Origin of the sequence: Hathewaya limosa, assembly GCF_030815255.1 — a bacterium.
Classification (GTDB): domain Bacteria; phylum Bacillota; class Clostridia; order Clostridiales; family Clostridiaceae; genus Hathewaya; species Hathewaya limosa.
Window position 1 is genome coordinate 1 of the sequence record NZ_JAUSWN010000018.1, and the last position, 13,275, is coordinate 13,275.

General features: G+C 29.8%; 13 protein-coding genes. All 13 read right to left on the reverse strand.

Annotated features, from left to right (window positions below; genetic code table 11):
* Nucleotides 1-524: 524 nt before the first annotated feature.
* Nucleotides 525-1,598: a uroporphyrinogen decarboxylase family protein gene (locus QOZ93_RS10415; protein WP_307356290.1), complete on the reverse strand. Its 1,074-nt coding sequence runs from the start codon at nucleotides 1,596-1,598 to the stop codon at nucleotides 525-527.
* A gap of 324 nt (nucleotides 1,599-1,922) precedes the next feature.
* A complete protein-coding gene (locus QOZ93_RS10420; protein WP_307356292.1) occupies nucleotides 1,923-2,867 on the reverse strand; it encodes a magnesium transporter CorA family protein in 945 nt (314 codons plus the stop codon).
* 228 nt (nucleotides 2,868-3,095) lie between these two features.
* Nucleotides 3,096-3,722, reverse strand: a complete 627-nt coding sequence (locus tag QOZ93_RS10425) for a UDP-galactopyranose mutase (protein WP_307356293.1) — start codon at nucleotides 3,720-3,722, stop codon at nucleotides 3,096-3,098.
* A 112-nt stretch (nucleotides 3,723-3,834) separates the two neighbouring features.
* The gene (locus QOZ93_RS10430) at nucleotides 3,835-3,996 is read right to left on the reverse strand and encodes a hypothetical protein (protein WP_307356295.1); all 162 of its coding nucleotides are present in this window, start codon (nucleotides 3,994-3,996) and stop codon (nucleotides 3,835-3,837) included.
* A gap of 64 nt (nucleotides 3,997-4,060) precedes the next feature.
* On the reverse strand, nucleotides 4,061-5,014 hold the full coding sequence (locus tag QOZ93_RS10435) for a zinc-binding metallopeptidase family protein (RefSeq protein WP_307356297.1): 954 nt from the start codon (nucleotides 5,012-5,014) through the stop codon (nucleotides 4,061-4,063).
* 26 nt (nucleotides 5,015-5,040) lie between these two features.
* On the reverse strand, nucleotides 5,041-6,042 hold the full coding sequence (locus QOZ93_RS10440; RefSeq protein ID WP_307356298.1) for a M42 family metallopeptidase: 1,002 nt from the start codon (nucleotides 6,040-6,042) through the stop codon (nucleotides 5,041-5,043).
* On the reverse strand, nucleotides 6,033-7,076 hold the full coding sequence (locus QOZ93_RS10445) for a M42 family metallopeptidase (RefSeq protein WP_307356299.1): 1,044 nt from the start codon (nucleotides 7,074-7,076) through the stop codon (nucleotides 6,033-6,035). The genes QOZ93_RS10440 and QOZ93_RS10445 overlap by 10 nt, the downstream gene beginning before the upstream one ends.
* 155 nt (nucleotides 7,077-7,231) lie before the next feature.
* Entirely contained in the window at nucleotides 7,232-7,558 is a 327-nt protein-coding gene (locus QOZ93_RS10450) for a hypothetical protein (RefSeq protein ID WP_307356301.1), read from the reverse strand.
* Between the two features lie 82 nt (nucleotides 7,559-7,640).
* Nucleotides 7,641-8,627, reverse strand: a complete 987-nt coding sequence (locus QOZ93_RS10455) for an ABC transporter ATP-binding protein (RefSeq protein WP_340344134.1) — start codon at nucleotides 8,625-8,627, stop codon at nucleotides 7,641-7,643.
* An 8-nt stretch (nucleotides 8,628-8,635) separates the two neighbouring features.
* On the reverse strand, nucleotides 8,636-9,604 hold the full coding sequence (locus tag QOZ93_RS10460; protein WP_307356305.1) for an ABC transporter ATP-binding protein: 969 nt from the start codon (nucleotides 9,602-9,604) through the stop codon (nucleotides 8,636-8,638).
* 16 nt (nucleotides 9,605-9,620) lie between these two features.
* Entirely contained in the window at nucleotides 9,621-10,463 is an 843-nt protein-coding gene (gene opp4C / locus QOZ93_RS10465) for an oligopeptide ABC transporter permease (RefSeq protein WP_307356307.1), read from the reverse strand.
* 22 nt (nucleotides 10,464-10,485) lie between these two features.
* Complete coding sequence (locus QOZ93_RS10470; RefSeq protein WP_307356310.1) at nucleotides 10,486-11,451, reverse strand: ABC transporter permease; 966 nt, start codon at nucleotides 11,449-11,451, stop codon at nucleotides 10,486-10,488.
* Between the two features lie 113 nt (nucleotides 11,452-11,564).
* The gene (locus tag QOZ93_RS10475) at nucleotides 11,565-13,244 is read right to left on the reverse strand and encodes a peptide-binding protein (protein WP_307356311.1); all 1,680 of its coding nucleotides are present in this window, start codon (nucleotides 13,242-13,244) and stop codon (nucleotides 11,565-11,567) included.
* Nucleotides 13,245-13,275: the final 31 nt, after the last annotated feature.

A 13,275-nucleotide genomic window follows, 5' to 3' on the forward strand; every position in this document is an offset into this window, starting at 1 on the left:
TGTTCTGACTTAAGCATTACTTGCTAAGCATTTAATTTTTATTTCAAAAGAATACGAGTTGTTTATCATACTCTGTTTAATTTTCAAAGATCATTTCCTCGTTTCGAGGACGTTTTTTATTTTATCAAACTTGAAATGTTTTGTCAACATTTTTTTTAATTTTCCAAGTTATTTTTTACAACTTGGAAACTTCGTTTGAATCACTGCACCGCAGCGACAAGGAATATGATATCATATTTTAGATGCCTTGCCTTTAGTTCAAAGTCGAATTATGTAAATTATTCGATTATAAATCCGAATTACTTATTTTTTTAGCTTTTTCCGCTACATGATACGCTAGGTGCAGTATATATCATATTATTACTAAAAAATCTTCTTTATTAGTAAGCTTATAACTTATAAGTTCATTTAAGATACCTATAAGTTATAAATCTTACCTTTTCTAGGCAAACATTAACCTAATAATTTTACTCCAAGTATGACACTTATAACTTAATTCATATCTGAATGTGCTTTATTATACATTAACTATAATCTTTAGAACTATAATCTCTGGCAGCATTCATTAGAGCATAAATATTTTCTATTGGCGCACCCATGGCTATATCACACCCTGTACTTAGTATATACTTATTTCTACTATTTATGCCTTTGCTGATACAAAACATAGCTTCATTGTAAACCTCTTCAGTAGTCCCAAATCTCATGGTATCTACAGGATCTACATTTCCCATTATACATGCCTTATCTCCAACTATTTCAACAGCATCCTCTATTTTTTCACAATTATCTATACTTAAATTTTCAACCCCCATATCTATAATATCTTTCCATATAGCTTTAGTCTTTCCACAAATATGGACATATGAAACTCCACCTGTTTTTTCTGCAATTCTATCTATACATATTTTTAGATACGGTTTTGCAAATTCTCTAAATTGCTTTAAACTTATCATACTTAAAGATGCTACTGGATCACAAATTCCAACACTAAATCCCATATCAGTTACTGTATCAATATATTTCAAGTTATTTTCAGTTACTATTTCTAATAACTTATGAGCATTTTCTTTATTTTTTATGATATCTCTTAAAAAATTTTCTGTTCCTCTAACAAAGGCAGCTATACTAAATGGTCCTGCAATATCAGACCCTATTTCTACTTCCTTCCCTATGTTCCTGTTAGCTATTTGCAATGCTTCTAAAATAATAGGGAGTCTACCATCTTTATGAGGATCAACAATTTTTAATTTATTTAAATCTTTATAATCTTTAAGTAGGGATTCTTTTAAAAAGGGAACTCTATCATGTGAGTAATCAACTTTTGCCCCCATAGCTTCAGCCATCCCCCTAAGTCCTGTACCTATTCCACAACTATCATGACCGAACTCCTTATATGATAATATCTCCATATTCGCCATTACTTCTGCCGATCTATTTTGATCACATGGATTTATACCAAACAAATGTGTGCTAGATTCACCTAAAAACGGCATACATGGTATCCTATCTACTGACTTCCCCTTAAAATATAGCTCAACTCTTTCCCTTGCTGTAAGCTCATCTTCATTTCTTCTATTTTCCCCAATATTATTCATAAAATCAACCCACCTTAAATTTTAATATTTATATTGTCATATTTATTAAAATTTTATCATATAGACTGACCGTAAAATCTTTATATTACTTATTTCTATACGTATATAGTCTACTATTTTTCCAGTCTATAGTTCACTCAATATAAAACATTCATCCCTGTCTCAATGTTCCACACAAATTTTTGTGTGAATTCCTATTTATACAATAATTCATCCTATTATCTTGCATAATATAAATAAAAAAAGTTAGAATTAACCTATGATTTATAGGTTAATTCTAACTCTTTATATACATATACTTATTTTATCTCATTGTATTTATTATTAGAACATATCTGTCTTATTTAAAATGTAAGTAACTAAAAGACATACTAATGCAACTATTGCAACCACTATAGAGAAACCATAAACATTATTAGAAAAAGGTATTCCTCCTACGTTCATTCCGAAGAATCCAGAAAAAATGTTTGGAATTGACATTACTATAGTAATAGATGCCAAAAATTTCATTACTATATTTAAGTTATTTGAAATAACAGAAGCAAAAGCATCCATAGTACCACTTAATATGTTGCTATATATATTAGCCATTTCAATAGCTTGCTTATTTTCTACTATTACATCTTCTAATATATCCTCATCCTCTTCATACTTAATAAAGGATTTTAATTTAAGTAATTTTTCTAATGTTATTTCATTAGATTTTAAAGATGTTGAAAAATATACTAGAGATTTTTCTAATGAAAGTAACTGAATTAACTCTTTATTTTTCATAGATTTATGAAGCCTATTTTCAATCATTACACTCTTTTTATCTATTTGTCTTAGGTAAAGTAGATAATAAGTTGCTATTCTATAAAGTATTTGAAGAACAAACCTTGAACGTTTATATGTAAAGAAAGACTTTATTTTACCAGTTACAAAATCTTCTAAAATTTTACTTTCTTTTAAGCATACAGTTATAATCATTGAATTTGTTCTTACTATCCCTAATGGATATGTATCATAAACTAGTGAGTTATCCTCCATATTTGTAAAAGGTATATCTAATATCACTAATGTATTTTCATTATCATCCTCTTCTATTCTTGATGTCTCTTCTTCGTCTAGTGCTGCCTTTAAAATTTCTAGAGGTACATTAGCTTTTTCAGATATTGAATTAAGTTCTTCATCTGTCGGTGCCACAATATTAACCCAGCAACCTTGCTCTATTTCATTTATAGATACTACTTTGTTCTCATTTTCTACACTTTTATAAATTTTTATCATATTTTATTCTCCCTCCAACTACAAGGAAGTAACCCTAGTGATATAAATGGGGTCTTCCTCTTCTAATTGTTCCTCGTTTAACCTTATGCTATTCAGGCCATGGCCAGAATCCATTTATATCACCTCCTAAATAAAAAAACTTTTTAGTCATTCACTAAAAAGCTTATATTTTTCTTTTAATCGAAATTTAGTTTTTTAATACTTATTTAATACTTTTTAATCATAAGCCTATAAACAATTATTGTCAACAGGAAAAATATCTTTGTAAAACAATTTTAGTGTACAGTCAATAGACCTATCCATAGTAAAATGCTTGTATTCTGTAAGGCCACCTAAAAAGGTTACATCTTTTTCATATTTGGTAAGTTCATAATAATTTTTATATCTCTCAAAAGATGTATAGCTATCATAATCTATAGGTTTAAACTTATAATCAAAATAGTAATCTAATTCTCCCGTATAAATAAGTTTATTATATTTAATATCTTTTATAGCTTCTTTATAGTTTGTATTTAAAAGTATCTTAACTTTTTTATTAAGCATATTTTTAAACATTTTTGTATATCCCCCAATAGGTATACCTATGTATTTATATAAACTTGAATGTTGTTCCATAGTATCCCACTGTGCAAAACAATTAACATAATTCCATACATATTGTAAATCTGTATAGAATACATGTAATCCATACTTACTCTTTAAATTACCTTTTTCATCGTAATAATCAAAACACTTACCACCAATATAATTCTTTTTTTCTATTAGTAAAACATTATTTTTCATTTCTGTTACAATTCTCTCTGCTAAAGTTATACCACAAATACCTGCTCCAACTATAACATAATCAAAATACATAAAAAATCCCCCAAATTAATTACTCTAAATAAAGTATATTGGGGAATTTTTAACCTTATGCATTTTATATTAATTTTATTATATAATATATTTATTAACTAATTTACTTATCTTATATCTTATTATTCACATTAAAATTAACACCTAACCTGGAATCATCACCGATTGAATCACCCTCCATTGAATCAGATATTCTTGCCATTTTATCAAATATAGCTAGAATAAATGCAAAGGTTATTGCCATAAACATCTCAAAAAGTGCTCTAAGTTTCATATTTCATATATTCCTATAAAAATTACTTTCATATTAATATATGATAAATTTTATTAATTGTTAATTAAATTATCTTTTCCAATAAATCCTGTAAATTTTTCGCATCTTTTTCAGATATCATTTCTAACATAGAGTTTTGGTATCTAGTAGGAATAGAGATAACACCTGTCCTTATTCCTCCAAGCTCTTTATGAATTGGACCACCCTCTGTTCCATTCTTACTTACCATATGTTGAATTTTTATGTTAGATTCCTCTGCTGCATTTTCTATGATCTCTTGAAGTTCATGGCTTATAATTAAATTTTTATCTTTAACTACAAGAGCTGGTCCGTTTCCTAAAACTAATTTTTCCTCTCCACCAACATAGTCTGAACTTTCTTCCGTACTTAATACTATGGCATAGTCTGGATTAACTTGACATACGGCAGCTCTTCCACCTCTTCCTCCCAATTTCCCTTGAGAAGAGAATACAAAATAACATTCTTTATTAAATTTATTAGTATGCTTTATAAGGTTTATTAATGAATATACACATGCTATATTACTTAGTCCTGTTCCAACAACATTTTCTCCAAGGTTAAATACTTCCCCTTGAACTTTAGCAACATCACCTTCTTTTACAACCTTTATAACTTCTTCTTTTGACTTTAAGCCAAGGTCTATAAATACATCTTCTACCTCTGGTTTTTCTTTAGATGACCCGATTCTGCCTACAGTTCCATTTTTGAAGATAACTTTTTTATTTAAAATACTTGAAGAATTTACATCTCCAATATTAGCAACTCTAATAAACCCATTATCTTCTATATAAGTTACCATTAGTCCAACTTCGTCCATAGATGTAGAAATCATAAGTTTTTCTTTCCCATCACCCATTTTAAAAATTAAATTTCCTAATTTATCTTCTTTAACTTCCCCATTTATACTTTTTAGTTCTTCTTTTATTATGGCTCTTATGCCTTCTTCATGGCCACTAACCTTAAATGACTCTACAAGTCTTTGTAATAAATTATCCATATTTAACAGAGCTCCTCTCACTTTAATTATTTCAAACTCTTAAGCCAAGCTTTCATTAGTTTAACTGTATTATTGAAGTCATCTTTACTTGCAACAGAAATAGCTGAATGTATGTACCTGCAAGGTACTGACACTGTAACAACTCTAGCTCCAGCCTTTGTAGATACCATAGCTCCAGCATCATTTCCACCAGCTGTTGCCTTTCTTCTTTGGTAAGGAATACTTTCCTCCTCTGCAACTTTTATGATACTATTAGTAAGTTCATAATCAAAAATACTTGTTTTATCCATCATTGAAATAGCTGGACCTTTTCCTATTTCAGTTGCTCTTAAATGTTTTGGTACTGATGGCATATCTGCACAAATAGTTCCCTCTAAAGCTACGCCAATATCTGGCTCAACTTCAAAAGCTGATGATAATGCCCCTCTATCTCCTACTTCTTCTTGAACACTAAAAGAAGCATATAAATCACAATCATAATTTTCTTTTAAAAGCTCTACTAAAATAGCACATCCCATTCTATCGTCGAAAGCTTTTCCTTTCATAAGTCCTTCACCAAAGTCACCATACTCTGTAGAAAATATTGCGTAATCTCCCAATTCAACTAATTTTTTAGTTTCTTCTTTAGAGTTTGACCCTATATCTATACAATAATCTTTATATGTTAATCCTTTTGTTCTTTCAGCCTTATTTTGAAGGTGTATAGGTTTCAATCCTATAACTCCCACAAGTCTATTTTCACCAATATATAAAACTTTACATGGTGCAGCCTTAGCATTTACCCCTCCTAATGGTGAAAATTTTAATGTTCCATCGTCATTATATCCTGTTATAATAAAGCCAACCTCATCCATATGTGCATCTACTAATACCTTTGGTCCTTTTCCCTTTTTATGAACCAATATATTCCCCATGACGTTAACTTTTATTTCATCTACATATGGCTTAATTTCTTTTTTTATAAGATCTCTAACTTCACCCTCATAGCCAACAGGACCATGAGCATTACATAAATCTTCTAAAAACATAATAACTCCTCCAAATCCTCTGACTTAATTTTTTCTATAAATTTAGCTATAATTCTACCAGTATTCTTAATGTCATCCATATTAACCATTTCTACTGTAGTATGCATATATTTTTGAGGTATAGAGATTAATAAGGTAGGTATACCCCCTCTAACTACTTGAATATCCCAAGCATCTGTACCTGTATTGCCTGGTTCTACTTCTATTTGATAAGGAATTCCATATTCCTCTGCAATACTTGTTAATTTCTTTCTAAACTTAGGATGTATGTTAGGTCCAACACAAATAACAGGTCCTTTTCCTAAATAGGTTTCCTTATCTGGTATTCCCATTCTTCCACTATCAAAAGTTACATCAATTGCAATTCCTAAAGTAGGATTCAAATCATAAGAGGCCATTTTAGCTCCTCTATGTCCCACTTCTTCTTGGCAAGAAGATACAAAATAAACATCTAAATCATGATTAATATTTTGAAGTTCCTTAGCACAACTCCACATAGAAACTATACTAGCCCTATCATCTGTCGCCTTACAAACTACATTGTTATTTAAAAGTTCATATAAATCTCTTTTTAAGGTTATAAAATCTCCTACCTTAATAAGTTTTTGTAGATCTTCTTTTCTTCTTCCAGTATCAATCGCAAGATTTTCTACCTTTACAGCAACATTTCTCTCTTCCTCTTTCATTAAATGAGGAGGCTTAATTCCAATGACACCATTAATCTTTTCTTTTCCATGAATAAGAACTTCTTGTGACACTAATGTTTTAACATCAATTCCAAGTGTAGTAAATTTAACAAAACCATTTTCACAAATTTTATCTACTTGCATAAAAACTTCATCTGCGTGTGCCATAAGCATTATACTAGCTTTACCATTTCCCTTTTTAATGGCATATGCATTATTTAAATTCCCTTGTCTAACCTCATCACAAAATGGTTCGAAAGCGTCCTTGATTATAGGATAAATCCAATGCTCTCTTCCACTTGGTCCATGAGATGTACACAACTTTCTTAATAATTCTTTTTCTTGCATATCCTCACCTACTTTACCATATTCTATTAAACAATATTATACTTCAAAATTTTCCAATAGTCATGAAAACTTCCTAAACTCTCAAAAGTTTTATTAAAACTACTTATTTTTAAATTTTTTTACATAATAGAAGTGGGCCATATGGCCCACTTTTACTAATCTATTTTTTTATGTTTTTTAAGTATTTTTCTTTTAGCAATTAATGTATAAACAACTCCACCTAATATTATTATTGATTGAATTCCCATAAATATGTTCATATAGGATTTAACTAAAAATCCTATTAATCCAATAATAAGAACACATATACCCATGATTAAATATGTCTTCTCATATAACTTACTTAATTTGTCATAACCTCTAGAAACATACCATTCGCTCATTCCTTTTTTATTTTGAGTTCTAAACCCCAATCCGATTAAGGTAAAAGCTCCACCGAAAAATAACGTATATATCAATATTTTTGTAGCCTCTTTGAACATACTAACCTCCCACAAATCATGTATATTTTACTATATTAATTATATTCTTTACGGGAAATATATCAATAAACTTTGTTTATTTTTATATTAGATGGCATGCAACAAAGTGATTACTTCCAACTTCTTTATATTTAGGAATTTCATTTTTACAAATATCTTTAGCATACGGACACCTAGTATGAAATCTACATCCTATTGGAATATTACTTGCACCTGGTATACTTCCCTTTAACTGTACTCTTTCTCTTTTATCCAGTGGATGTGTCTTAGGAACGGATGATATAAGCGCCTTTGTATATGGATGTAATGGATTTTTATATAATTCTTCCGCCGCAGCCTTTTCTACTATAACCCCAAGATACATAACACATATATCCTCACAAAAATATCGAACTACACTTAAATTATGAGATATAAAAAGATATGTAAGATTAAATTTATCCTTTAAGTCTAGCATTAGATTTAAAATCTGTGATTGAATAGATACATCTAGTGCAGCTGTAGGTTCATCGCAGACTATAAATTTTGGATTTACTGAAAGTGATCTAGCTATTCCTATTCTCTGTCTTTGTCCTCCACTAAATTCACTAGGATATTTACTTAAGGAGTATTTATCCATACCACACATACCTAAAATTTCTTTGCATTTTTCTTGAAGTTCTTTTCCACTTGCAATTTTGTGTTTTTTCATTCCCTCACAGATTATATTTTCTACATTCATCCTAGGATTTAAGCTAGCATATGGATCTTGAAATATTATTTGCATATCTTTTCTTAACAACGTCATCCTTTTTTTATCTATGTATATTTTATTTTCTATATCAAAAATAACTTCGTTTTCAAATTTCACACTACCAGCTGTCGGTTCTATTAGATTTAACAAGGTCTTTCCTGTAGTAGATTTTCCACACCCAGATTCCCCAACAAGCCCTAGTATCTTTCCTTTATTAATGGTAAAAGAAACTCCATCTACTGATTTTGCATATGACTTTTCTTTAGAAAATATGTGTTTTCTAACTAAAAAGTGTTTTTTTAAGTTATTAACTTCTAATAACACCTCATTATTTATACCCATATTTACACCTCCTGTTCCAACCAACAACTTACTGTATGCCCTTGTCTAATTTTTTTAATTGGCGGTTCCTTTTCTTTGCATATTTTCATTGCTCTATAACATCTTTCACAAAATGCACATCCTTTTATTTCTTCATGCATTGAAGGAACGTTACCTTTTATACAATGGAATCTCCCATTCTTAGTGAAATTGTTTGGCATGGAATTTATTAACCCTTGTGAATATGGATGTTTCGCATTATCAAAGAACTCTACTACATCACATTGTTCAACTATTTTACCTCTATACATTACTATAACTTTTGTAGCCATTTCTGCTATAACCCCTAAATCATGAGTTATAAGCATAACTGAACTATTAATGCTTTCCGTTATATTTTTTAATAAACATAATATTTCATCTTGTGTAGTAACATCTAATGCAGTAGTAGGTTCATCTGCTATTATTATTTTAGGTGTACATACAATTGCCATGGCTATAACTATTCTTTGTCTCATTCCTCCACTTAATTCAAAAGGATACTTTTTCATAACCTCTTGGGGATTAGGTATTTTTAGATCCTTTAAAACTTTTATAACTCTTTCATGTATGTCTTGTTTATTACAATTTTTATGTAGTTTAAGTACCTCTCCAATTTGATTTTCTATAGTAAATACAGGATTTAAAGATGTCATAGGTTCTTGAAATACCATGGATATATTATTTCCTCTTACTTTACACATCTCTTTATCTGATAACTTAAGTAAATCCATTCCTTCAAAGATAATTTGTCCATTTTCTATAATTCCATTAGGTTTTGATATTAAGTTCATTATAGATAAGGAAGTTACACTTTTTCCACTTCCTGATTCCCCTACTATACCAACTACTTCTCCTTCATTTATAGAAAAGCTGACATCATTAACTGCCTTAACCTTTCCATATGGAGTATTAAAAACAGTCTTTAAATTCTTAACCTCTAACAAACTCATATTTACCTTTCCCCCATTACCTTTTATTCTTAGGATCTAATATATCTCTTAATCCATCTCCAACTAGGTTTATAGATATAACTATTAAAATTACTAAGATACCCGCTGGAATCCATAGCCACCATTGACTTTGTAATGTTGTAATATTTTGTGCTGATGATAACATATTTCCCCAGCTTGGTTGTGGTGGTCTAACTCCCATTCCTAAAAAGCTTAATGATGCCTCTGTAAGTATGTCATCTGCAATAGATAACGTAGCTGCCACAACTATTGGAGAAATACTATTAGGTATTAATTGACGTACTATTATTTCTCTTGAATTTAAACCCATAGCTTTTGCCGCCATTATAAAATCTACTTCTTTTAATGACAATATTTCTGCTCTAACAATTCTAGCTATTCCTGGCCAAGACAGTAACCCTATTATAGCTATTAAATTCCATATATTAGGGCCTACTATAGCTGCTATTGTAATAGCTATTACAAAGAAGGGAAAACACATCATTATATCTATAATTCTCATAATAATTTTATCTACTATACCACCATAATATCCGGATATGGTACCTAAAAATACACCCAAAACCAATTGCACTAACATTGCAGATATACCTACTAAAATAGATACCCTTCCCCCATATAATAATCTTGAAAATACATCTCTTCCCACTTCATCAGTACCTAAAATATGGGTGCTACTTGGTGCACTATTCATGTTATATAAATCTGGCAAGTTAGGATCATACTTGGTTATGATTGGTGCAAAAACAGATAATAAAACTAGCATTACAATTATAATAAACCCTAATATAGCTAACTTATTTTTTTTAAATTTATCTTTATTTATTTTATTCAACACCTAATTTTCACTCCCATAAAAACTATTTATTAATCTTTATTCTTGGATCTATTACAGCGTAAAGCATATCTGCTAACAAATTAGAAAACACTATTAAAATTGCAAGCATCATTGTTATCCCCATAATAAGTGGATAGTCTCTATTTACAACTGCTTCATAGTTTAACCTACCTATACCTGGCCATATAAATATAGTTTCTGTAATTAGTGCCCCAGAAAATAAAGATGGTAATTGCATACATAATATAGTCACTATTGAAATAAGTGAATTTCTAAAACCATGTTTCCATATGGTTAGCTTTTTATTAAGCCCCTTTGCTCTAGCAGTTCTTATATACTCTTGACTTAAAACATCTATCATAGAGGATCTCGTGTATCTCATGAGAGATGCAACTTGTGTTATAGAAAGTACTATAACTGGCATAACCATATGTCTTACAACATCTATAATTGCCTTGATTCCTGTATAATCTTCCCCCAAGGTACTCATTCCTGACGTAGGTAATAAATTAACATCAAAAGAAAGCCATTTTACAAGTAATAAACCAAAAAAGAAAGTTGGAATTGATAATCCAATAAAAGAAACTACAGTAGTAATATTGTCAAAAATAGAATTCTGCTTTGATGCTGCTATTACTCCCAATAATATAGCTATTGATGAACTTATTATAAACGAAACAATAGAAAGCAAAAAAGTGTTCCATATTCTTGAATTAATCACAGTTAACACTGGTAATTTGTATTGTATGGAATACCCAAAATCACCATGTAACACCCTTCCTAGCCATTTTATATACTTTATCCAAATGGGATCATAATACCCTATATCTTTTAACATTTTATGTACAGTATCTTGACTAACAGTTGGACTAATCATGGTAGAATAAGGATTCCCTGGCTGCAATTGAACTAAGGTGAATATAATTATAGACACTCCTATTAGCATAACAATTGACGTTATAATTCTTTTAAATATATAGTCCCTCATAACCTAAAAAGCATTTAAATGCTTTATCCTCCTTAAAAAATTTTAATATATGCTTAAAAAAATGCTAAAAAATAATTTGAGAAGGTACTAGACCCTCTCAAATTATTTTTTTATTATTCCCCTATATACCATTTTTCTATGTCTCTAAATTCAGAGAATGTAGAAGGCTTAAAGTTCTTTAATTTTTTATTATATGCTACGTCATTATTTTGAACATATAAAAATGCTTCTGGTACATCTTCATTAATTATTTTTCCAAATTGCTCGTATGTCTTTTTACGTTTATTTCTATCTATAGTAGAAATACCTTCATCTAAAAGTTTGTCTACTTCTTTATTTCTATAACCTACAATATTCCATCCTTCTTCACCTTTTTTATCTGAAGCAGCCTCAGAATACCAGAAAGGTTTTGGATCTGGATCTGAAGATAATGTATTACCCATTAAGTATAAATCAAATTCGTGATTTGCAACTACTTGCTCCATTAATGTAGGAAATTCCATAGAAGTTAATTTAACATCCACTCCTACTTTTTTAAGACTTTCTTTGATTATTAATGCTGTTTGTTCTCTTGCTTTTAATCCTGTTGGATATTTTAATTCTGCTTGGAATTTTTCTCCCTTAGCGTTTTCTAAAACTCCATCTTTATTTTTATCTTCCCATCCAGCTTCTTTTAATAATCCTTTAGCCTTTTCTACATCAAATTTATATTCGTTTAATCCGCTTTCTGGATATGCCCATCCTGAAGGAAGTAATGCTGTATTTATTTCTTCACCTCTTCCCTCTAATAATTTATCAACCATTGATTTTCTATCTAGAGCATACATAAATGCTTGTCTTACTTTTTTATCTTTAAATGTTGATTTTCTTAAATTAAAGCCCATGTATTGGAACATAAAATCTGGGTAAGTTGCAACATCAAAGCCTTGTTTTTTTACATTTTCTACTTCATTATTTTTCATATCTTTTATATTAGCTATATCCACATTACCATTTTTCAACTCAGCTTGTAATGTGTCTGGATTAGTAACTTTTAATATAAATTTTTTAGTTTTAGCTTTTTCACCAAAGTATTTATCATAAGCTTCAAATTCAACATATTGACCCGGCTCAAATTTACTTAATTTATATGCCCCTGACCCTATTGGTTTTCTTAATAAATCAGTAGCTTTTTCCCAATTCTCTACTGGTACCTTAGACCAGACATGTTTTGGTATAATATTAACTCCTGCAATATTAACAATAGCCGGTGCATATGCCTTTTCAAGTTGAATTTCTATTGTATTTTCATCTACAACTTTTATCCCTTCTATAGTTTTAGCTTTTCCTTTGTTATATGCATCCACACCTTTTATATCAGAAATGTTGCCTGCATAACTACCAGTGTATTTAGGATTTGCTAAAGATTCTATAGTAAAAACTACATCCTCAGTTGTAACAGGTTTATCATCATGCCATTTTGCATTTTTATTTATTTTAAATGTTATAGTTTTTTGATCATCTGAAACCTTATAACTTTCTGCTAAAGATGGCACTAAGTTTCCATCATTATCAACATCTAATAATGAAGTATAGATTATGCCATTGACATTTCCATCATATCTTGTGTCTGATAATAATGGATTAAATACCCCTGTTGGTGGAGTGTTAATTGAATACACAATTTTATCCTTGACCTTTCCTTCAGTGTTTGCTTTAGCCGCACTATCGGCTGCTTTACTTTGACAGCCTACAAATGTACCCATAGTTAAAGTAGCTGCTAATATTATAGCCCCTAATCTTTTACATTTCATTGTATTTCCCCCTTTTATATGAAATTTCTCG